Below are 20,428 nucleotides of genomic sequence, written 5' to 3'. Positions count from 1 at the left end.
GCGATCCCCACCCTGATCGTGTACTTCGTGCTCCAGCGCCAGTTCGTCAGCGGACTGACCCTCGGCGCCAACAAGGGCTGACCGCCCTTCACTTGAAAGAGAACCACCGTGCCCCACCCCTTCACCCCGGTCGCCGCCGTGCCCGTGGACGCGCGCGAGGCCCGCGTCCACGAGGAGGGCTGGCAGTCCTGGAGCCCCAGCGGCGCCTACGCCCTCGGCGACCAGCCGTACCGCCCGACGAACGACAACTGGGCGACGGTCTGCTACCGACCGGGTGTCACCGTCCCCGCAGGCACCTTCCAGGGTGAGGGCCTGCTGGCGCTCGACCCGGGCGACGGATCGCCGGTACGGCTGTGGGCGGCGCCGGAACCCACGCGTGACGTCCCCTCGATCCGCCTGGTCGTCGAGGGCGACACCGCCGAGGTGAGCGCCGACGGTCCGGTGAAGGAGTTCACGGGCACGGACATCCAGGCGACGCTGGCCGAGTGGGCCGCCGGTCTCGGGGTCACGGCCCCGCGCCCGGCGCCCACCGTCTGGTGCTCCTGGTACGAGTACTTCACCGAGGTCACCGAGGACGACATCCACGAGAACCTCCGTGCGATGGACACCCTCGACCTGCCCATCGACGTCGTCCAGATCGACGACGGCTACCAGAAGGCCCTCGGCGACTGGCTCACCCTCTCCGGCCGCTTCCGCTCCCGCGCGGGCATCGCCGACGCGATCCGCGCCCGCGGCCGCCGCGCCGGCATCTGGACCGCCCCCTTCCTGGTCGACCCGGCCAGCGACCTTGCCGCCGAACACCCCGACTGGCTGGTCAAGGATCTCGACGGCGGCTTCCTGCACGCCGGCCGCAACTGGGGCCACGACCTGAGCGTCCTGGACACCACCCACCCGGAGGCGGCGGACTGGCTGACCGAGGTCTTCCGGACCCTGCGCGCCGAGGGCTACGACTACTTCAAGGTCGACTTCCTCTACGCGGGCGCCCTGGAAGGCGTACGGCACGGATCCGAGGACGCCCTCCAGGCGTATCGCGCGGGCATCGAGCTGATCCGCGAGGCGATCGGCGACGACGCCTACCTGCTCGGCTGCGGCGCGCCCGTCCTGCCCTCCATCGGCCTGTTCGACGCGATGCGGGTCAGCCCCGACACGGCCCCGCACCGACGCCCCGAGGCCGACGACTACAGCCAACCGGGCCAGGACCCGGCCGAGTTCACCGGCGTGGGCCGCCAGTGGCAGCACGGCCGGTTCTGGGTCAACGACCCCGACTGCCTGATGGCCCGCCCGTCCGTGGAGACCCGCGAACGCTGGGCCGCCCACGTGGAGGCCACCAGCGGTCTGATGGCCTCCAGCGACCGCCTGCTGTCCCTGGACCAGTGGGGCGTGGAGACAACGCGCCGCCTTCTCGGAGGAGTTGACCGATGATCCCCGAGGGCATCGCCTACGGCGGCGACTACAACCCCGAGCAGTGGCCCGAGGAGGTCTGGGCCGAGGACGTACGCCTCATGCGCGAGGCGGGCGTGAACATGGTCAGCGTCAACATCTTCGCGTGGGCGCTCCTCGAACCGCGCGAGGGCGAGTACGACTTCACGCGCCTCGACAAGATCCTCGGCCTGCTCCACGAGAACGGCATCGCCGCCGACCTCGCGACCCCGACGGCCGCCCCGCCGGCCTGGTTCTTCCGCAAGCACCCCGAGGCGCTGCCGGTCGACAGGGACGGCAGGAGACTGTCGTACGGCAGCCGCCAGACGTTCTGCCCGTCGAACCCGGCGTACCGCGAGGCCATCCTGCGGATCACGGGCGCTCTGGCCGCGCGGTACGCGGACCATCCGGCGGTCGTGATGTGGCACATCCACAACGAGTACGGCTGCCACAACCCGGAGTGCCACTGCGACGTGAGCGCCGAGTCGTTCCGGCGCTGGCTGCGCTCCCGCTACGGGGACCTGGACGCCCTCAACGACGCCTGGGGCACGACGTTCTGGAGCCAGTGGTACTACGACTGGGACGAGATCATCCCGCCCCGCGCCACCGGGGCCGTCCCGAACCCGACCCACCAGCTGGACTGGCGCCGCTTCTGCTCGGACGAGCTGCTGTCGCTGTACAAGGCGGAGCGGGAGGTGTTGCGGGAAGCGGCCCCCTCGGTGCCGGCCACCACCAACTTCATGGTGATGTACAACTTCGACGCCCTCGACTACTGGCGCTGGGCACCGGAGTTGGACATCGTCTCCAACGACCACTACCTGCGCTCCACCGACCCCGAGTCGGAGATCGACATCGCCCTCAGCGGCGACCTCGTGCGCTCGCTGGCCGGCGGCCCCTGGCTGCTGATGGAGCACTCGACGGGCGCGGTGAACTGGCAGCCCGTCAACAGGGCCAAGACGGCGGGGGAGTTGCGCCGCAACGCCCTCGCGCACGTCGCCCGCGGCGCCGACGGCATCGCCTACTTCCAGTGGCGGGCCGCGAAGGCCGGTGCCGAGCAGTGGCACTCGGCGATGCTGCCGCACGCGGGCACGGACAGCCAGATCTGGCGTGACGTGGTGGCGCTGGGCGCGGACCTCAAGGCGCTGGCGGAGGTCCGGGGCAGCTCGAGCCCGGCCTCGGTCGCCGTCGCCTGGGACTGGAACGCCCGCTGGGCCCTGGAACTCCCCTCCCAGCCCAGTGAGTCGGTCCGCTACCTGGACGTCGTACGGTCCTGGTACGAGCCGCTGTGGCGGTCCGGCGTGGCCGTGGACTTCGTCCACCCGTCGGCGGACCTGTCGCAGTACCGCCTGGTCCTGGCCCCCGCCCTGTACCTGGTGGACGACGCGTCGGCGGCCAACCTCAGCGACTTCGCGGCGGGCGGCGGCACCCTCGCCGTCGGCTTCCACAGCGGAGCCGTCGACACCAACTGCCATATCCGGCTGGGCGGTTACCCGGGCGCCTTCCGCGAGACGCTCGGCGTCAGCACGGACGAGCTGTTCCCGCTGCTGCCCGGCGAGACCGTCGCGCTCGACGGCGGCGGCACGGCGTCGCTGTGGTCGGAACGGGTCCGTCTGGCGGGCGCCGAGGCGGTGACGTCGTACACCTCGGGGCCGTTGACCGGAGTCCCGGCGGTGACCCGGCACCCGCACGGCGACGGCACGGCCTGGTACCTGGCCACCCACCCGGACCCCGAGACCCTCGCGGCACTGCTGGACCGCATCCGCACGGAGGCGGGCGTGGAGCCGGTCCGTCGGACGCCGGAGGGCGTGGAGGCGGTGCTGCGCCGGGGCGAGGACGCGGACTACCTCTTCCTGATCAACCACGGTGAGCGTGAGGCGACGGTACAAGTAGCCGCGCGGGCCACCGAGTTGCTGGGCGGCAAGGGCATCGACGGCGACCGGGTGACCGTGGCGCCGGGCGATGTGGTGGTCGTACGGGAAGCACGCTGAGCTGTCGCTGACGGCGGGGCGCGGCACCCCCCTCGGCTGCCGCGCCCCGTCCCCCCGCCCCCGCCCCCCCGTCCGGTGGTGGCTACTGGATGCTCTGGACCTCCGGAAGCGTGCCCGAGCGGGCTGCCCGGCCGTACCAGAGGGCGCTCGACTTGGGGGTCCGTTCCAGCGTCGTGTAGTCCACGTAGACCGCGCCGAAACGCTTCTCGTAGCCGTACGCCCACTCGAAGTTGTCCAGCAGGGACCACAGGTAGTACCCGCGCACGTCCGCGCCGTCGGCGATCGCACCGCGGACCGCGGCGAGGTGGCCGTGCAGGTAGGCGATCCGCTCCGGGTCGTGGACGCGGCCGTCGGGGTCGGGCTTGTCGTCGTAGGCCGCGCCGTTCTCCGTGATGTACAGCGGCAGGCCCGGGGCCTCGCGGGTGTAGCGCATGATCAGGTCGTGCAGGCCCGTCGGGTCGATCGTCCAGCCCATCTCCGTGCGCTCGCCCGGAGTCTGGTGGAAGGTGACGTCGTCCGCGCCGGGCCAGGGGGAGTGGCTGCTCGCGCCGTGGCCGTCGGCGCGCGGGCCGCTGGTGTCCGTGTCGGCCGCCGAGACCAGCGTGGGCGTGTAGTAGTTGAGGCCCAGTGCGTCGAGCGGCTGGTTGATCAGGGCGAGATCGCCGTCCTCGACGAACGACCAGTCGGTGATCAGCTCCGTCGCCGTGAACAGCGTCTGCGGATACGCCCCGTGCAGGATCGGCCCGTGGAAGACGCCGTTGGCGAGGTCGTCGATCTTCTGCGCCGCCGCCACGTCCGCCGCGTCCTGCGAGAAGGGCCGCACCACCGAGGAGTTGAGGCTGAGCGCCACCGAGTTGCGGGCCGGCATCGATGCCCGCAGCGCCGAAGTGCCCAGCCCATGCGCCAGGTTGAGCGTGTGCGCGGCCTTCAGCGAGGCCGCCGGGTCCGTGCGGCCCGGCGCGTGCACCCCGGAGCCGTAGCCCAGGAAGGCGCTGCACCAGGGCTCGTTGAGGGTGATCCACTGCTCCACCCGGTCGCCGAGGGCCTCCCCGACGATCTGCGCGTACTCGGCGAAGCGGTACGCGGTGTCGCGCTCCGGCCAGCCGCCCGCGTCCTCCAGCTCCTGGGGCAGGTCCCAGTGGTAGAGCGTGACGGCGGGCTTGATGCCGTGCGCGAGCAGCTCGTCCACCAGCCGGCGGTAGAAGTCCAGGCCCCGCTGCACGGCGGGACCGCGGCCGGTCGGCTGCACCCGGGACCAGGAGACCGAGAAGCGGTACGCCGTCAGGCCCAGGTCGGCCATGAGCGCCACGTCGTCGCGGTAGCGGTGGTAGTGGTCGACAGCGATGTCACCGTGCTCACCGCCCGAGGTCTTGCCGGGAGTGTGGCTGAAGGTGTCCCAGATGGAGGGCGTACGGCCGTCCTCCCGCACCGCCCCCTCGATCTGGTACGCGGAGGTCGCCGCGCCCCAGAGGAAGGCGGGGGGAAAGGTCACCGGGGTCGCCGGCGTTGCGGACTCAGGCATGGAAGCGCTCCCATTGAAGGTCGGGGGCCGAGTGAGGGGGGAAGGAGGAAGAGGGGGCCGAGGCGGCTGTGGCTCGGCCCCGAATGACGTACGGGAAAGGCCGGGTGACGGGGCGTCAGCCCTTGATCGCACCCTGCATGATGCCGCCCACGATCTGCTTGCCGAACAGGATGAAGGCGATCAGCAGCGGCAGCGTGCCGAGGAGCGCGCCCGCCATGATCACGGCCTGGTCGGGGACGTAGCCGGTGCCGAGCGAGTTGAGGGCGACCTGCACGGTCGGGTTCTGCTGGTTCAGGGCGATGATCGGCCACAGGAAGTCGTTCCAGGCGAACACGAAGGTCAGCAGCCCGAGCACGGCCATCGCGGGGCGCGCCGCCGGGAAGACCACGTGCCACACGACCCGGATGCTGCTGGCCCCGTCCACCCGGGCCGCCTCGATCAGCTCGGTGGGCAGTGCCTGCACCAGGTACTGCCGCATGAAGAAGGTGCCGAAGGCCGTCACGAGGGTGGGCAGGATGACCGTCTGGAGCTGGTTGGACCAGCCGAGGTCCGCCATCCACAGATACAGCGGTACGACCGCCAGCTGCGGCGGGATCATCATCGTGCCGATCGTCAGCAGCAGCAGAAAGCCCGAGAACCTGAACCGCAGTTTGGCGAAGGCGAATCCGGCCAGCGTGGAGAACAGCACCGTGCTGACCGTGATGGCGCCGGCCACGATCACGCTGTTGAGCATCGCGGTCCCGAGACCGGCCTCGTCCCACGCGGCCTGCATGTTCTTGAACAGGTTCCCGCCGAACCACAGCGGCGGCGGCGTCTCGGCGAGCCTGTGGTCGGTGCGCGAGGCCGCGATCGCCGTCCACACCAGGGGCGCCAGCGAGACGAGCGCGAAGAGCGTCAGGACGAGGTAGGTCACCGGGCCCGCGTGCAGCTGCTTGCCCGCACCCATCACCCGACGGGACCGGCGCCCCTTCACGGGCGCCTGAGGCAACGTCAGTTCGCTGGTGGTCATTGGGACTTCCTCAGACGTCGGGTGACCAGCAGGTTGATCGCGGCGATGATCAACAGGATCAGGAACATCGACCAGGCGATCGCGGACGCCTTGCCGAGGTTGCCGATGATCCAGCCCTGGTCGTACATGTACAGGCCGAGCGTCTGGTACTGGTGCTCGGAGCCGCCCTTGGAACCGCTGACCCCGCCGAACAGCAGGGGCTCACCGAAGAGCTGGGTCGCGCCGATGGTGGAGACGACCACCGTGAACAGGATGGTCGGCCGAAGCTGCGGGACCGTCACGTGGATGAACTGCTGCCAGCGGTTGGCCCCGTCGAGCGCCGCCGACTCGTACAGGTCGGCCGGGATCGCCTGCATCGCCGCGAGGTAGATCAGCGCGTTGTAGCCGGTCCACCGCCAGATCACGATCGAGGAGACCGCGAACTGTGAACCCCAGTCGGACTCACGCCAGTTGATCGGATCGATGCCGATGAAGTCGAGCAGCCAGTTGATCATGCCGCCGTCCCACGAGTACAGCAGCGTGAAGACGAGGGTCGCCGCCGCCACCGAGGTGGCGTACGGGGTCAGCATCACGACCCGCCACACGGTCGAGCCGCGCAGCCGGTAGTTGAGCAGGTGCGCCAGCCCGATCGCCGCCATCAGCTGCGGCACCGTCGAGATCACACCGATGGTGAAGGTGTTCTTGAGGGCGTTCCAGAAGAAGTCCGAGCTGAGCAGGTTCTGGTAGTTGTCCAGGCCCGCCCAGGTCTGGGTGTCCAGCGAGGACAGCTGCACGTCGTGCAGCGAGTACCAGGCCGTGTACATCAGCGGGATCAGCGAGAACGCCCCGAAGATGACGAAGAAGGGGGCGATGAACACGTACGGGGACGCCTTCATGTCCCAGCGGTACAGCCGGCTGCGCCAGGGGCTCTTGCCCTCGGGGGGTGTACCGCGACCTTGAGCGCCCCGGGCCGCGCCCGGCTGGGAGCCGGGCGCGGCCTCGGCGCTCGACGCGGGATGCGCGAGTGCCTGCTTGGAGCTCGTCACTGGCCGAGCACGTCCTTGATCTCGTTCGTGGCCGCGTCCCAGCCCTGGTCGGGCGTCTTGCCCTTCTGCTCGACCTGGAGGATGCCGATGTCGGTCAGCGCGGTGTTGATCGGCTGGTCCTTGACGCCGAAGATCTGCGCCGGGATCGTCTTGGCCGAGTCGGAGAAGATCTGCGTGATCGGCGCGTTGCTGAAGAACTCCGTGGTGGCGGCGGCCGGCTTCAGGGTCGAGTACGCCGACGGGGTCGACGGGAAGCTGGCCTGCTTGGCGAAGACCTTGGCCTGCTGCTCGGGCGCGGTCAGCCACTTGGCCAGTGCGATGGCCTCCTTCTGGTGCTTGCCCGCCGTCGGCACGCCGATGAAGGAACCTCCCCAGTTGCCCGAGGTCGGCGCGGCCGCCACGTCCCACTTGCCCTTGCCGGACTCACCGGACTTCTCCTGGATGTATCCGATCATCCAGGCGGGGCAGGCCACCGTGGCGAAGGAGGCGTTCGCGTAGCCCTGGTCCCACGGCTTGTCGAACTGCTTGAGCTTCGCCGACATGTTGCTGGTCGCCACGGACATCGCGACGTTCCAGGCGTTCTTCACGCCGGCGGACTTGTCCCAGACGACCTTGCCGCTCTTGTCGTAGTAGCGCTCGCTCTCGCCGTTGAGGACCGCGTTGTACACGGAGGAGGCGGAGTCCACGAACTTGGTGCCGCTCGGCGCCTTCTTCATGTAGTCCTTGCCGAGAGCGACGTACTTGTTCCAGTCGCCCTTCCACTGCGCGGCGAGCTTGGTGCGGTCCGTCTCCAGACCGGCCTTCTCGAACAGGTCCTTGCGGTAGCAGATCGCCATCGGGCCGATGTCGGTGCCGAGTCCGATGAGCTTGCCGTCCGGGGTGGTGGCCTGGGCGTTCTTCCAGTCCAGCCACTGCGACTTGTCGACGTCCTTGCCGAGGTCGACGAACTTGGAGCTCTGCGTCTGCACGGCCTCGGTGATGTTGCCGACCTCGATGGCCTGGATGTCGTCGGTGCCGGAACCGGCCTGCAGCCGGGTGAGGACCTTCGGCCAGTACACGTCGGTACGGGTGGTGACGTTCTCCTTGATGGTGATGTCCGGGTGCAGCTTCGTGTACTCGTCGTACAGACCGGCCTGCTTGTAACCGAAGACCCCGAAGGTGCCGACGGTCAGCGTGGTCTTGCCACCGCCGCCGCCGTTGTCGCCGGAGCCCGACGGGTCGCCGTCGTCCGAGTCGCCGGCACAACCGGCCAGCACCCCCGTGGTCAGTGCGGCGACGGCCGCCAGTGCCAACAGCCGGTGGGACCGGCGGGTAGTCGTGCGCATTGCGTCCTCCTGTTGCCTGACGTGCCGACCCCCCGGCCAACTGCGTTGTTGGGCCCGTTCGTTCATGCTGCGGCTCGGGCGGGGAACGTGCGGGATGTTTATGTGTCAGGTACCGTGGGAGCGCTCCCACAAGTGATGTGTTGAAGGTTCGCGGGTCGGAGCGAGGGTGTCAAGGGAGTCGACGCGGAGAGATGCGTTCAGTTATCAGCCCGTTAACTGGACCCACCTCAGCCCGTCCGGCGATTGAGGACGAGGCCCTTCGGGCCGAAGCGGCGGTGTGGGGGCGGCAGCCCCCGCGACGACCACTGGAACAGGCGGGACTGTTAAATTCCAGGCCAGCGTCAAGAAAACGGCGGGAAGGCGGAGCCCATGGCAAGCCACGGAGCGCGGAGCCGGAGCGGTGGCCGGCCCACCCTCGAGGAGGTCGCCGCGCGCGCCGGCGTCGGCCGGGGGACCGTGTCCCGGGTGATCAACGGCTCGCCCCGGGTCAGCGACGCCACCCGCGCGGCGGTCGAGGCGGCGGTGGCGGAGCTCGGGTACGTCCCGAACACGGCCGCACGCGCCCTGGCGGCCAACCGCACGGACGCGATCGCGCTGGTCGTGCCCGAGCCGGAGACGCGGTTCTTCGCGGAGCCGTACTTCTCGGACATGCTCAAGGGCGTCGGCGCCGAGATCTCCGACACCGAGATGCAGCTCCTGCTGATCTTCGCGGGTAGCGACCGCGAACGCCGCCGGCTTGCCCAGTACCTGGCCGCGCACCGGGTCGACGGCGTCCTGCTGGTCTCCGTCCACGCCGACGACCCGCTCCCCGACATGCTGGCCCAGCTGGAGATCCCGGCGGTGATCAGCGGCCCGCGCTCGGCCGGAGAGACGCTTCCCTCGGTGGACTCCGACAACTACGGCGGCGGCCGCTCCGCCGTGGAGCACCTGCTCTCCGGCGGCCGCCGCACGATCGCCCACATCACAGGGCGCCTCGACGTGTACGGCGCCCAGCGCCGCGTCGACGGCTACCGCGACGCGTTGCTCGACGCGGGCCACGAGGCGGACGAGCGGCTGATCGAGCCCGGCGACTTCACCGAGGAGGGCGGCCGTCGAGCGATGACGAGACTGCTGGCCCGCCGCCCGGACCTGGACGCGGTCTTCGCCGGCTCGGACGTCATGGCGGCGGGCGCCCGCCAGGTCCTGCGCGAGGAGGGCCGGAGCATCCCCTCCGACGTGGCCCTGATCGGCTACGACGACTCGGCCATAGCGCGCCACATGGACCCGCCCCTCACCAGCGTCCGCCAGCCCATCGAGGAGATGGGCCGCCGCATGATCGACCTCCTCCTCTCCGAGATCGCGGACCGCCGTCCGGCGGTCTCCCGGGGGCTGGAACGCCGACAGGTGGTACTGGCCACGGAACTGGTGGAGCGGGCGTCGTCCTGAGCAGGCGGCCACGGGTCGAACGGCGGCTTCGGGTCCCGACGGCCGGACAGCGAGCCACGCCCGGCAGCGTCAAGAGGTTGAACGCAAGGATCACCGCCCGCGGCCGCCCCGGGGGCCGTGGGCGAAGCGTTCCGTACCTTCCGCAAACAGGACGCGGGCCGGCATCCGGTGTCGTAGCCGGTCGGCTCAGCTCCTCTTGAAGTAGTGGCCCGCTTCCAGGTCCGGGATCAGCGCCGGGTGCTCCGGCCGCCAGTCGAGCAGCTTGCGGGTGAGTGCGCTGGAGGCCCGCATGCCGACGGAGGCGAAGCGGCCGAGCCAGCCGAAGTGGTCCGTCGCCTGCTCGGCGGTCAGGCTCACGACCGGCACGTCCAGACCCCGCCCGATGGTCTCCGCGATGTCGCGGAGCGGCACCCCCTCGTCCCCGATCGCGTGCAGCCGTACGCCCGCCGGTGCCGCCTCCAGGGCCAGCCGGAACAGGCGGGCCGCGTCGAGCCGGTGGACGGCCGGCCAGAGGTTGGTGCCGTCGCCCACCATGGCCGAGACGCCCTTGTCGCGGGCGATGTCGATGAACCTGGGCACGAAGCCGGTGTCGCCCTCGCCGTGCACGGTCGGCGGCAGCCGCAGCAGCGAGGAGCTCACCCCGCGTTCGGCCAGCGCGAGCGTCGCGAACTCCGAGGCGTGCCGGTGTTTGGCGGGGGAGTCCGGATCGGCCGGGTCCTCCTCCGTGCCGAGGCGCCCGGGCGCGGTCAGCAGCCCCGAGGTGACCACGAGGGGTTTGCCGGTGCCTTCGAGGACATCCCCCATGGCCTCGATCGCCCTGAGGTCGGCCTCCCCGGAGGCGGACAGGTTCGTGAAGTCGTGGATGAACGCGAGATGGGCGACGCCGTCGGTCGCTTCGGCCCCCCGGCGCAGACTGTCGAGGTCGTTCAGGTCGCCGCGGTGCACCTGCGCCCCCGCGGCCTTGAGAGCCTCCTCGGCCCGGTCCGAACGGGCCAGGCCCAGCACCTCGTGCCCGGCGCCGAGAAGCTCACGGGTGACGGCGGAACCGATGAATCCGGAGGCGCCGGTGACGAATACACGCATGGTGATCCTTCGCTTCGCTGTGACGAGTGGTGACGAAAGGTGATGCGTTCAGCGTGCGAGGAGGGGCTTACCGAGTCCAAAGCCTGTTCCGCATGGCGCAATACGGAACAGGCATCACCGCAGGTGGAAGGCTTACGTCAGGAAAACGGCCGTCGGTCCGGGGGTACGCTTCAGACATGACCGACCTCGACCTGCGCCTGGTCCGGTACTTCACGGCCGTCGCCGAGCACCGGCACTTCGGCCGGGCCGCCGACGCGCTGCACATCACCCAGCCGTCGCTGAGCCGGCAGATCCAGCGGCTGGAACAGGAGCTGGGCGCGCGGCTGCTGGAGCGGACCCCGCAGGGCAGCAGGCTCACCGAGGCGGGGGAGGTCTTCCTGCCCCGTGCGAAGGCGCTGCTGCGCTCGGCGGCACAGGCGGCGACCCTCACCCGGGCGGCCGCCGAGCCGAGCCGGATCACCATCGGGTACACGACGGGCATCATCGTCACCCCGGCGGTGCGCGCATTGCGTGCGCGCTTCCCGGACGCCGACGTACGGACCGCGCACATCGCCTGGGGCGAGCGGACGACGGCCCTGCCCGAGCTCAGGATCGACGTCCTGGTGACCCGGCTGCCCTTCCCGACCGACGGGGTGCAGGTGACGGTCCTCTACGGCGAGCCGCGGGTGCTGGTGCTCCCGGTCGGCCATCGCCTCGCCGGCAAGGAGTCCGTCACTCTGGACGACATCGCCGACGAGCCGCTGGTGCGGGTGGCCGACTCGGCCTGGAACGCGTACTGGCGCATCGACCCGCGTCCGGACGGCCGCCCGGCACCCGACGGTCCGCTGGCCGGCGCCCTGGAGGACAAGTTCGAACTCGTGGCCTCCGGACAGGCCCTGGCCATCATGGCGTTGCCCCGGGCCGGTGCGCTCCGTCCCGACGTCACCGCGGTCCCGCTGCACGGTGTCGAGCCGGCCCATGTCGTCCTCGCGACCCGCGCCGAGGACCGGAGCCGGCTGGTCGGGGCCTTCCGCAAGGCCGCGCGGACCTTCCTCACCGCCCCCGGCACGGACCCGGCCCCTGAAACGACTTCAGCGGGTGACCTTGTCTCCAAGGTCACCCGCTGAAGGATCAGGGTGAGTGACGGGACTTGAACCCGCGGCCACCTGGACCACAACCAGGTGCTCTACCAACTGAGCTACACCCACCATGTTCGGCTGTTCGGATCTCTCCGACCGGCCGAGAAAAAGTGTACAGGGTCTGAAGGGGTGCTCGCGCCCGGCTTTTACCGCCCAGGCAGGACGTGCTTGGCGGCGATCGTCTTCGCCGTGTCGGAGTCGGGTCCGGGCTGCGGGACGAAGATCGCCTCACGGTAGTAGCGCAGTTCGGCGATGGACTCGCGGATGTCGGCGAGGGCGCGGTGGTTGCCGTTCTTGTCCGGGCTGTTGAAGTAGGCCCGCGGATACCAGCGCCGGGCGAGCTCCTTGACGGAGCTGACGTCCACGATCCGGTAGTGGAGGTAGCTCTCCAGGGCGGCCATGTCACGGAGGAGGAAACCGCGGTCCGTGCCGACGGAGTTGCCGCACAGGGGCGCCTTGCCGGGTTCCTTGACGTGTTCGCGGACGTAGGAGAGCACCTGCTCCTCGGCGTCGGCGAGCGTCGTGCCGCCGGACAGCTCGTCGAGCAGTCCGGACGCGGTGTGCATCTGACGCACCACCTCCGGCATCGTCTCCAACGCCTGGTCCGGCGGGCGGATGACGATGTCCACACCGTCGCCGAGCACGTTGAGCTCGGAGTCGGTGACGAGGGCGGCAACCTCGATGAGCGCGTCGTCGGACAGCGAGAGGCCGGTCATCTCGCAGTCGATCCACACCATGCGATCGTTCATGCGAACACCCTAAGGCTGACGTCCGCTTTTGGGTGCCCCGCGTCGGCGTCGGGCACCCGGAACACCGGGCGGGCCCGGTGGCCCGCCCGGCGTCAGGACGTCACATTCCGCTGCGCTGCCCAGGCAGGCTCGCCCGGCTGCCGACGTACAGCTCGCGGCCGTTCTCCGAGGGCGGGCCCACGGGAGCCGGGGTGCGCCGGGTCTGCAGTGGGACCGGGCCGCCCTCCGGATGCAGCGGCACGGGCGCGCTGGGCGCGGGACCCGTCGGGCCCCCCATCGAACCGTCGCTCTCCACAGGCTTCTCGCTCTGCGGACGGCGTGCCCGGTACGCGGCCCGGTATGCGGCCGGGGACGAACCCAGCTGTCGCCGGAAGTGCCCGCGCAGTGCCACCGGTGAGCGGAAGCCGCAGCGGCCCGCGACCTCGTCCACCGAGTAGTCCGACGTCTCCAGCAACCGCTGTGCCTGCAGCACCCGCTGCGTGATCAGCCACTGGAGGGGGGCCGAACCCGTCAGCGAGCGGAACCGGCGGTCGAACGTACGACGGCTCATGTACGCCCGCGCCGCCAGCGTCTCCACGTCGAACTGCTCGTGGAGGTGCTCCAGCGCCCAGGCGACGACCTCGGCGAGCGGGTCGGCGCCGATCTCCTCTGGTAAAGACCTGTCGAGGTAGCGCTCCTGGCCGCCCGAGCGGCGCGGCGGGACCACCAGACGGCGGGCCAGCGCGCCGGCCGCCTCGTTGCCGTGGTCCGTCCGCACGATGTGGAGACAGAGGTCGATTCCGGCCGCGGTTCCGGCCGAGGTCAGTACGTCGCCGTCGTCCACGAAGAGTTCTCGTGGATCCACGTGCACCGACGGATAGCGCTTGGCCAGCGTCGGCGCGTACATCCAGTGTGTCGTCGCGGGCCGGCCGTCCAGCAGGCCGGCCGCGGCCAGGACGAAGGCGCCGGTGCACAGTCCTACGATGCGAGCGCCCTCCTCGTGCGCCCGGCGCAGTGCGTCGAGCGCGTCCTCCGGTGGCGGTGAGGTGATCGAGCGCCAGGCCGGCACGACGACCGTGCCCGCGCGTGCGATCGCTTCCAGGCCATGTGGCGCGGTGAGTTCCAGGCCCCCTGTGGTCCGCAGCGGGCCTTCTTCGCCGCCGCACACCAGTAGGCGGTAGCGGGGCACGCCGGCGTCCTGGCGGTCGATCCCGAACACCGACAGTGGTATGGAACTCTCGAAGATGGGGCCGCCGCTGAACAGCAGCACCGCGACGATCTCCTTGCGGCGTCGCCCGGAAAGCTTCCGGGCCGCGGCTTCCGGCGCGGCAGTGGAGTCGTGGCTCATACTGCTAAGCCCCCCTCGGTGGTCGCGGCGCCCCTAACTTGTCGGGCATGTCGCTCCAGCACGTTTCCCCTCGGTCCTGCACGAGTCCCCCGCCGTAAGACGTCAAGATCGAATCTACTGTGTCCCGTGGTGTCGGCGTGACCAGTTCGTCATCCGGCACATTGTCGACTTGGCAACTTGGCGTAAAGCATTCGATCACGAAGCGTTGCACTCGTGGGCCGTGCAGGGAAGTGCGCCTTGTGTCAGTGGCTAATCCACGTAGGGTGCGCAGGGCCCAGGAGACCCTATCCGTGCAGGTGGAACGGGGGTTGGAGGGTGGTTGGACCAAGGGACACGCGGAACGCGGAAGTTGGCTGAAAAGAGTCGGCCCAGGGTATGGAAACCGGTCAGTCGACCGGTGTGTTTCCCCCGGTGTGACGACCGCCTCGACGGGCCCCGGTGCCGCTCCTGTGATGGCGGCCACGGTGGGGCGCCCGTTCCTCCTGCGCCAGCCGGGCCGCGCCGCGCTCCGACTGGCGCAGGAGGATACGGCAGACGGCCGTGACGGCGGCGAGGCCGAGCGCGGTGCCCGTGGCGCCGGCGAGCGAGGTGCCGTACAGGACGAGGACCACGGGGACCAGGACGCAGCTGAAGGCCGCCCAGCGGACCACGTCCGTGGTGGAGTCCTCGGAGGGCGGTCGGTGTCCGGTCATCGTGTGCTCCCTGTGGCGTCTCCCCGCGGCGTGGCTCACGGGGGTCAACGCGCGTTCGACCGGTCGGTCACTGTGTCGAGGGGCCGTTCGGTGGGCACGGGTCCGGTCCGGGCGCAGGACCGGGCACGTGAATCCTGTGCAAACCGCCTGTACAGCGCAGCAACCATTGCGTTACGGGCGCCCCCTCGTGCATGCTCCCTGGAACCCCCACGCTCCGAGGGCGGGATCTGGGCCAAGGAGGCTTGCAGCCGTACCCTTGGGGGTATGGGCTTGGGAAGATGATTCCCGGACACAGCTCCGCCGCACACTGTCGTCCCTTCCGTATAAGGATCACAACGCCGAGACAGCTATGGCCGGTCACGAATTCTTCGAACCAGCGGACCGCAAGCGGCCTGTCGCCGACCCCACGGCGGCCGAGCCCCTGGCGGCGGAAGAGCCACGCCACTCCTGCGACCCCGCCTTCAAGCACGGCGTCGTCGTCGGGTTCGACGGCTCCACCTCCAGCGAGCGTGCCCTCGCGTACGCGATCGGCATGGCCCATCGCTCCGGCTCGGGCCTGATCATCGTCCATGTCGCGAACCGGCTGCCCACCACCGTCTGGGCCGGCTGCGAGCCACCGGTCTTCGTCGACGTGCCGGACCACCGCACCGAGGTGCTCGGTCTGGAGCTCGCCTGTGCCGAGTACCTGTCCGAGGTGCCCTGGATCCTCGTCGAGCGCGGCGGGGACATCTGCCACGAACTCGAGGAGGTCGGGCGGGAGTACGAGGCGGACGCGATCGTCGTCGGCTCCACCCACGGCCTCGTGGGACGCATCTTCGGGTCCGTCGCGGGACGGCTCGCCAAGCGGGCGAAGCGGCCCGTCATTGTGATTCCGTAACTCGCCGTTCTCCCAGGTGGGATGAGCGAATTTCCTCGTGCGCAGAGGTGTTTGTGCCCTTGTGAAGGGCATATATCGGTCACCGCACAACTGCACACGCACGAAGGGAGCCCGCCGTGGACAAAGACGTCTCCGCGGGAATCGCGACCACCACCGTGGTCGGCCGACTGGCCCTGGGTATCACCCTGTTGGCGTTCGGACTCGGCCACACCGATGTGATCAACGGCGTGACGGCGGCTGATGCCGTGTCAATCGCCCAGTACGTGGGGGGCGTTGCCCTCTTCGTCGCAGGACTGCTCGCCTTCCGCGACGGCGACTCCGTCGGCGGTACGGCGTTCTCGGCGCTCGGGGCCCTGTGGTTCACGTGGGCCGTATCGGCGGACCAGCAGGTCTCCGCCAACGCGGCGGGGTTGTTCCTGTTGCTGTTCGCCCTCGTGGCGCTGTCTCTCGCCCTCGCCGGCGGGGACCAACTCGCGCAGGGGACCTACGGGTTGTTCTTCGTCTCCCTCGTGCTGCTCGCGGTCGGTGTGTTCGCGGGCAACGACGGGCTGGGCAAGGTCGGGGGCTGGTTCGCCGTCGCCGCGGGGGCGGTTTCCTGGTACGCGGCGACAGCGGCGCTGGCCCACTGGCCGACGGTGCTTCCGAGGCGTGCGGCCGGCCGGGGCGTGACGGCCACCGGTTAGCTGCGCGGGCTGGGGAGTTGGGCGGTTCCCCGGCGACTGAGGCGGACCCCCCGTGCCAGGTGGCATCACGTGGGGGTCCGTTCCGTTGGGTGGCCTCTGCGGGTGCGTGGGGGCTGGTCGCGCAGTTCCCCGCGCCCCTGGAGGGCGCCCCTTCGGGGCGGCCCTCCAGGTAGCCGGCTACTCCACTGTTACCGACTTCGCGAGGTTCCTCGGCTTGTCGATGTCCCTGCCCAGGGCCAAGGCCGTGTGGTAGGCGAGGAGTTGGAGGGGGATGCCCATCAGGATGGGGTCGAGTTCGTCCTCGTTCTTGGGGACCAGGATCGTCTCGTCGGCCTTCTCCTGGTGCTGGTGGGCCACCGCCAGGATCCTGCCGCTGCGGGCCTTGATCTCCTCCAGGGCGGCGCGGTTCTTCTCCAGGAGGTCGTCGTTCGGGACGATCGCGACCGTGGGCAGGGCGGGCTCGATGAGGGCCAGGGGGCCGTGCTTGAGCTCGGAGGCGGGGTAGGCCTCGGCATGGATGTACGAGACCTCCTTCAGCTTCAGGGAGGCCTCGCGGGCCACCGGGTAGCCCCGGACGCGGCCGATGAAGAGCATCGAGCGGGCCTCGGCGTACTGCTCGGCCAGCTTCTTGATGTGCTCCTCCTGCTCCAGCATCTCGGTGATCTGCGCGGGCAGCCTGCGCAGGCCCTCGATGATCCGCTTGCCGTCGCGGACGGAGAGGTCCCGGGTGCGGCCCAGGTGCAGGGCGAGGAGCGCGAAGGCGACCGTCGTGTTGGTGAAGCACTTCGTGGAGACCACGCAGACCTCCGGGCCCGCGTGCACGTAGATGCCGCCGTCCGCCTCGCGGGCGATCGCCGAGCCCACCACGTTCACGACGCCGAGGACCCGGGCGCCCTTGCGCTTCAACTCCTGGACGGCCGCGAGGACGTCGTAGGTCTCACCGGACTGGGAGACCGCGATGTAGAGCGTGTCGGGGTCGACGACCGCGTTGCGGTAGCGGAACTCCGAGGCCGGCTCGGCGTCCGCGGGGATACGGGCCAGCTCCTCGATCATCTGGGCGCCGATCATGCCCGCGTGGTACGAGGTGCCGCAGCCGAGGATCTTCACCCGGCGGATCTGGCGGGCCTCGCGGGCGTCCAGGTTGAGGCCGCCCAGGTGCACGGTGGAGAAGCGGTCGTCGATGCGGCCGCGCAGGACGCGGTCCACGGCGTCGGCCTGCTCGTGGATCTCCTTGTGCATGTAGGTGTCGTGGCCGCCCATGTCGTAGGAGGCGGCCTCCCACTCGACGGTGGTGGGCTCGGCCGTGGTGCGGGTGCCCTCCGTCGTGTAGGTGCGGAAGTCGTCGGCCTTGAGGGTGGCCATCTCGCCGTCGTCGAGCGTCACGATCTGCCGCGTGTGGGTGACCAGCGCGGCGATGTCCGAGGCGACGAACATCTCCTTCTCGCCGATGCCGAGGACGACCGGGGAGCCGTTGCGGGCCACCACGATGCGGTCGTTGAAGTCGGCGTGCATCACGGCGATGCCGTAGGTGCCCTCGATCACCCGCAGGGTGTCGCGGACCTTGTCCTCCAGCTTCTCCGCCTGGGAGCGCGCGATGAGGTGGACGAGGACCTCGGTGTCGGTCTCGGAGAGGAACTCGACGCCGTCCGCCTCCAGCTTGCGCCGCAGGTCGGAGGCGTTGTCGATGATGCCGTTGTGGACGACGGCGACCTTGCTGTCGGCCGACATGTGCGGGTGGGCGTTGACGTCGGAGGGGGCGCCGTGGGTGGCCCAGCGGGTGTGCGCGATGCCGGTCGTGCCCTTGAAGCGGGCCGGGACCCTGGCCTCCAGGTCACGCACCCGGCCCTTGGCCTTGACCATCCTCAGGCCCGCCGTCTTCGGCGAGGTGACGACGATGCCCGCCGAGTCGTAGCCGCGGTACTCCAGGCGCTGCAGGCCCTCCAGGAGCAGGGGGGCGACGTCACGCTTCCCGATGTATCCGACGATTCCGCACATTGAGTTAGATATCCCTCAGCCGTAGACAATGCGGCGCAGTTGCCTGAGCGTAAGCTCCGGCGGGGCCACCGCCCGGTATTTCAGATCCGCCTCGATCCGTCCGAAGATCTCCGCGTTGACCAGGCCCTGGGCCTGGAGTTCACGGTGGCGGCGACGGACGAACTCCGCGGTCGTCTCGTCGAAGTAGGCGAGCACGTCCTGGATCACCCGCAGCGCCTCGCCCCGGCTCAGGGGCGTGGACCGCGTCAGATGATCAACGAGTTCGTCGTGCACCCGGTAGATCCTGAGGGACGTCGGCGGGTTACGCAAGAAATCTGCCCGATTTCGGGCAACGGCCTGTTAGAAAGCCTTGGGCGAACATTGAAGCTCTCATGAGTGGCTGTTCGCGGACTGTCCATACGGCGTCCTGCGGGCCGTCGCTCAAGGAGACGAGTTTCAGACGCCATGGACATTCCTCGCATGGGAGTACCGGACCAGCTCGCCGAGCGCATGAGCATGGCCGAACAGCACGAGTACCTGCGCGCGAGATTCTCGCGGCGCAACATGATCAGGGGCGGTGCCGTCACGCTGGGCGCCGTCGCGGGCGGTGCGTTCGTCCCGGGCGCCGTCGCCCAGGCCGCCACCCCCACCCGGACCTTCGCCTCCGCCGCCACCGTCGACGGCTCCCTGGTCGCCCCCTTCGGGCGCCACCTCGCCTTCGGCACCGACGCCCGCACCGAGATGACGATCTCGTGGCAGGTCCCGGTCGCGGTCAAGAAGCCCTTCGTCCGCATCGGTGCCCACCCCTGGGACCTCTCGCACAAGATCGAGGCCGAGGTACGCAGCCTGTACACGCCCGCCGGTGTCGGCGCGAGCGGCGACCACACGCAGTACTACGTCCACGCCAAGCTGACCCACCTGCGGCCGGGCCGGACGTACTACTACGGCGTCGGCCACCAGGGCTTCGACCCGGCCGAGCCGCACCTGGCCGGCACCCTGGGCACCTTCACCACCGCGCCCGCCCACAAGAAGCCGTTCACCTTCACGGCCTTCGGCGACCAGGGCGTGAGCTACCACGCGCTCGCCAACGACAGCCTGATCCTCGGCCAGAACCCGTCCTTCCACCTGCACGCCGGCGACATCGCCTACGCGGACCCGGCCGGTCAGGGCAAGGACACCGACACCGTCTTCGACTCGCGCACCTGGGACCAGTTCCTCGCGCAGACCGAGTCGGTCGCCAAGTCCGTGCCGTGGATGGTCAGCTTCGGCAACCACGACATGGAGGCCTGGTACTCGCCCAACGGCTACGGCGGCGAGGAGGCCCGTTTCACGCTCCCCGACAACGGGCCGGACAAGAAGCACCTGCCAGGCGTCTACTCCTTCGTCCACGGCAACACGGCGATCATCTCGCTCGACCCGAACGACGTCTCCTTCGAGATCCCGGCCAACCTCGGCATCTCCGGCGGCACCCAGACCAAGTGGTTCGAGTCGCAGCTGAAGAAGTACCGGGCGTCCAAGGACATCGACTTCATCGTCGTGTTCTTCCACCACTGCGCGTACTGCACCTCCACCGCGCACGCCTCGGAGGGGGGTGTGCGCCAGGAGTGGGTGCCGCTGTTCGAGAAGTACACGGTGGACCTGGTCATCAACGGCCACAACCACCAGTACGAGCGCACCGACGTCATCAAGGGCGACAAGGTCGTCAAGAAGCTCCCGATCGGCGAGACCGCGTACTCCGAGACCGAGGGCGTCGTCTACGTCACCGCGGGCGCGGCCGGCCGCAGCCTGTACGCGTTCTCCGCGCCGGACTCCTACGAGGGGCACCTGAACGAGGTCGACTCCGTCGCCTCCTTCATCAACACCAAGGACGGCAAGGTCAACGAGACCGTCACCTGGTCCCGGGTGCGCTACCTCAACTACTCCTTCCTGCGCGTGGACGTCGAGCCCGCGCCGCGGGGCCACTACGCCAAGCTGAAGGTGTCGGGCATCGCCGAGACCGGTGACCGCATCGACCACTTCACGGTGGCCCGCAAGGCGAAGTAGCCGCCCTCGGCGGGGCGACCGGAGGGGAAGGCATTTCCGGTCGCAGGTCCTTTTTCCTGTGTACGTCGACGGCGGGGGGGGGGGGGGGGGGGGGGGGGCCCCCCCCCCCCCGCCCCCCCCCGGGGGGGGGGGGCCCCCCCCCCCCCACCCCAAAAACAACCGCGCGCAG

Annotated in this window: 17 protein-coding genes and 1 tRNA gene; 7 read left to right on the top strand and 11 right to left on the bottom strand. The window is 70.0% G+C overall.

Annotation, left to right across the window (positions count from 1 at the left end; genetic code table 11):
• The first annotated feature begins 108 nt into the window (after nt 1-108).
• Together ACFYRX_RS40025 and ACFYRX_RS40020 are read left to right on the top strand one after the other, a co-directional pair.
• Nucleotides 109-1,422 carry a glycoside hydrolase family 36 protein gene (locus ACFYRX_RS40025; protein ID WP_389111325.1) on the top strand — a complete coding sequence of 438 codons (1,314 nt, stop codon included), beginning with the start codon at nt 109-111 and terminating at the stop codon, nt 1,420-1,422.
• Nucleotides 1,419-3,407: a beta-galactosidase gene (locus ACFYRX_RS40020; RefSeq protein ID WP_389111322.1), complete on the top strand. Its 1,989-nt coding sequence runs from the start codon at nt 1,419-1,421 to the stop codon at nt 3,405-3,407. Before ACFYRX_RS40025 ends, ACFYRX_RS40020 begins: the two co-directional genes overlap by 4 nt.
• An 82-nt stretch (nt 3,408-3,489) precedes the next feature.
• On the opposite strand, the gene ACFYRX_RS40015 is transcribed toward ACFYRX_RS40020, so the two are convergent.
• The 4 genes from ACFYRX_RS40015 to ACFYRX_RS40000 all read right to left on the bottom strand — a co-directional run bounded on the left by ACFYRX_RS40015 (nt 3,490) and on the right by ACFYRX_RS40000 (nt 8,288).
• Nucleotides 3,490-4,929 (bottom strand): GH1 family beta-glucosidase, encoded by a 1,440-nt coding sequence (locus ACFYRX_RS40015; RefSeq protein WP_389111319.1) that lies wholly within the window; start codon nt 4,927-4,929, stop codon nt 3,490-3,492.
• A 115-nt stretch (nt 4,930-5,044) separates the two neighbouring features.
• Entirely contained in the window at nt 5,045-5,938 is an 894-nt protein-coding gene (locus ACFYRX_RS40010; protein WP_389111316.1) for a carbohydrate ABC transporter permease, read from the bottom strand.
• Nucleotides 5,935-6,963, bottom strand: a complete 1,029-nt coding sequence (locus tag ACFYRX_RS40005) for a carbohydrate ABC transporter permease (RefSeq protein ID WP_389111314.1) — start codon at nt 6,961-6,963, stop codon at nt 5,935-5,937. The genes ACFYRX_RS40010 and ACFYRX_RS40005 overlap by 4 nt, the downstream gene beginning before the upstream one ends.
• Nucleotides 6,960-8,288, bottom strand: a complete 1,329-nt coding sequence (locus ACFYRX_RS40000) for an ABC transporter substrate-binding protein (protein ID WP_389111312.1) — start codon at nt 8,286-8,288, stop codon at nt 6,960-6,962. Before ACFYRX_RS40000 ends, ACFYRX_RS40005 begins: the two co-directional genes overlap by 4 nt.
• A 369-nt stretch (nt 8,289-8,657) precedes the next feature.
• On the opposite strand from ACFYRX_RS40000, the gene ACFYRX_RS39995 reads away from it, so the two are divergent.
• Nucleotides 8,658-9,713, top strand: a complete 1,056-nt coding sequence (locus tag ACFYRX_RS39995) for a LacI family DNA-binding transcriptional regulator (protein WP_389111310.1) — start codon at nt 8,658-8,660, stop codon at nt 9,711-9,713.
• Nucleotides 9,714-9,899: 186 nt separating this feature from the next.
• On the opposite strand, the gene ACFYRX_RS39990 is transcribed toward ACFYRX_RS39995, so the two are convergent.
• The gene (locus tag ACFYRX_RS39990; RefSeq protein WP_389111307.1) at nt 9,900-10,796 is read right to left on the bottom strand and encodes an SDR family oxidoreductase; all 897 of its coding nucleotides are present in this window, start codon (nt 10,794-10,796) and stop codon (nt 9,900-9,902) included.
• A gap of 176 nt (nt 10,797-10,972) precedes the next feature.
• On the opposite strand from ACFYRX_RS39990, the gene ACFYRX_RS39985 reads away from it, so the two are divergent.
• A complete protein-coding gene (locus tag ACFYRX_RS39985; protein WP_389111305.1) occupies nt 10,973-11,902 on the top strand; it encodes a LysR family transcriptional regulator in 930 nt (309 codons plus the stop codon).
• A gap of 8 nt (nt 11,903-11,910) precedes the next feature.
• On the opposite strand, the gene ACFYRX_RS39980 is transcribed toward ACFYRX_RS39985, so the two are convergent.
• The 4 genes from ACFYRX_RS39980 to ACFYRX_RS39965 form a co-directional block, all read right to left on the bottom strand.
• Nucleotides 11,911-11,983: transfer RNA gene (locus ACFYRX_RS39980), tRNA-His, on the bottom strand.
• A 77-nt stretch (nt 11,984-12,060) separates the two neighbouring features.
• Nucleotides 12,061-12,663 carry an oligoribonuclease gene (gene orn, locus ACFYRX_RS39975; protein ID WP_389111302.1) on the bottom strand — a complete coding sequence of 201 codons (603 nt, stop codon included), beginning with the start codon at nt 12,661-12,663 and terminating at the stop codon, nt 12,061-12,063.
• 100 nt (nt 12,664-12,763) lie between these two features.
• Nucleotides 12,764-13,990, bottom strand: a complete 1,227-nt coding sequence (locus ACFYRX_RS39970) for a GlxA family transcriptional regulator (RefSeq protein WP_389111299.1) — start codon at nt 13,988-13,990, stop codon at nt 12,764-12,766.
• Between the two features lie 386 nt (nt 13,991-14,376).
• A complete protein-coding gene (locus ACFYRX_RS39965) occupies nt 14,377-14,682 on the bottom strand; it encodes a hypothetical protein (protein ID WP_389111296.1) in 306 nt (101 codons plus the stop codon).
• A gap of 349 nt (nt 14,683-15,031) precedes the next feature.
• On the opposite strand from ACFYRX_RS39965, the gene ACFYRX_RS39960 reads away from it, so the two are divergent.
• Nucleotides 15,032-15,559, top strand: coding sequence for a universal stress protein (locus ACFYRX_RS39960; RefSeq protein WP_389111294.1), 528 nt, complete (start codon nt 15,032-15,034; stop codon nt 15,557-15,559).
• A gap of 116 nt (nt 15,560-15,675) precedes the next feature.
• Nucleotides 15,676-16,242, top strand: a complete 567-nt coding sequence (locus tag ACFYRX_RS39955; RefSeq protein ID WP_389111292.1) for a GPR1/FUN34/YaaH family transporter — start codon at nt 15,676-15,678, stop codon at nt 16,240-16,242.
• Nucleotides 16,243-16,419: 177 nt separating this feature from the next.
• Here the strand turns inward: ACFYRX_RS39955 and glmS are convergent, their stop codons facing one another.
• Both glmS and ACFYRX_RS39945 read right to left on the bottom strand, forming a co-directional pair.
• Nucleotides 16,420-18,237 (bottom strand): glutamine--fructose-6-phosphate transaminase (isomerizing), encoded by a 1,818-nt coding sequence (glmS, locus tag ACFYRX_RS39950; protein ID WP_389111290.1) that lies wholly within the window; start codon nt 18,235-18,237, stop codon nt 16,420-16,422.
• A gap of 15 nt (nt 18,238-18,252) precedes the next feature.
• Nucleotides 18,253-18,510, bottom strand: coding sequence for a hypothetical protein (locus ACFYRX_RS39945; RefSeq protein ID WP_389111287.1), 258 nt, complete (start codon nt 18,508-18,510; stop codon nt 18,253-18,255).
• 186 nt (nt 18,511-18,696) lie between these two features.
• Here ACFYRX_RS39945 and ACFYRX_RS39940 point away from each other — a divergent pair, with 186 nt between their 5' ends.
• Nucleotides 18,697-20,259: a fibronectin type III domain-containing protein gene (locus tag ACFYRX_RS39940; protein WP_389111284.1), complete on the top strand. Its 1,563-nt coding sequence runs from the start codon at nt 18,697-18,699 to the stop codon at nt 20,257-20,259.
• Nucleotides 20,260-20,428 lie beyond the last annotated feature (169 nt).

This window comes from Streptomyces sp. NPDC005374 (assembly GCF_042872225.1).
Classification (GTDB): Bacteria; Actinomycetota; Actinomycetes; order Streptomycetales; family Streptomycetaceae; genus Streptomyces.
Note: the sequence above shows the minus strand (reverse complement) of the source record. Positions and strands in the feature narration are given on the sequence as shown.

What these genes read in the sequence shown, in the direction of transcription:
- ACFYRX_RS39985 (WP_389111305.1), top strand. Translation starts at nt 10,973, where the DNA reads ATGACCGACCTCGACCTGCGCCTGGTCCGGTACTTCACGGCCGTCGCC.
- ACFYRX_RS39960 (WP_389111294.1), top strand. Translation starts at nt 15,032, where the DNA reads ATGGCCGGTCACGAATTCTTCGAACCAGCGGACCGCAAGCGGCCTGTC.
- ACFYRX_RS40010 (WP_389111316.1), bottom strand. Translation starts at nt 5,938, where the DNA reads ATGACCACCAGCGAACTGACGTTGCCTCAGGCGCCCGTGAAGGGGCGC.
- ACFYRX_RS39940 (WP_389111284.1), top strand. Translation starts at nt 18,697, where the DNA reads ATGGGAGTACCGGACCAGCTCGCCGAGCGCATGAGCATGGCCGAACAG.
- ACFYRX_RS39965 (WP_389111296.1), bottom strand. Translation starts at nt 14,682, where the DNA reads ATGACCGGACACCGACCGCCCTCCGAGGACTCCACCACGGACGTGGTC.
- ACFYRX_RS40020 (WP_389111322.1), top strand. Translation starts at nt 1,419, where the DNA reads ATGATCCCCGAGGGCATCGCCTACGGCGGCGACTACAACCCCGAGCAG.
- ACFYRX_RS39995 (WP_389111310.1), top strand. Translation starts at nt 8,658, where the DNA reads ATGGCAAGCCACGGAGCGCGGAGCCGGAGCGGTGGCCGGCCCACCCTC.
- ACFYRX_RS39970 (WP_389111299.1), bottom strand. Translation starts at nt 13,990, where the DNA reads ATGAGCCACGACTCCACTGCCGCGCCGGAAGCCGCGGCCCGGAAGCTT.
- glmS (WP_389111290.1), bottom strand. Translation starts at nt 18,237, where the DNA reads ATGTGCGGAATCGTCGGATACATCGGGAAGCGTGACGTCGCCCCCCTG.
- ACFYRX_RS40015 (WP_389111319.1), bottom strand. Translation starts at nt 4,929, where the DNA reads ATGCCTGAGTCCGCAACGCCGGCGACCCCGGTGACCTTTCCCCCCGCC.
- ACFYRX_RS40000 (WP_389111312.1), bottom strand. Translation starts at nt 8,288, where the DNA reads ATGCGCACGACTACCCGCCGGTCCCACCGGCTGTTGGCACTGGCGGCC.
- ACFYRX_RS39990 (WP_389111307.1), bottom strand. Translation starts at nt 10,796, where the DNA reads ATGCGTGTATTCGTCACCGGCGCCTCCGGATTCATCGGTTCCGCCGTC.
- orn (WP_389111302.1), bottom strand. Translation starts at nt 12,663, where the DNA reads ATGAACGATCGCATGGTGTGGATCGACTGCGAGATGACCGGCCTCTCG.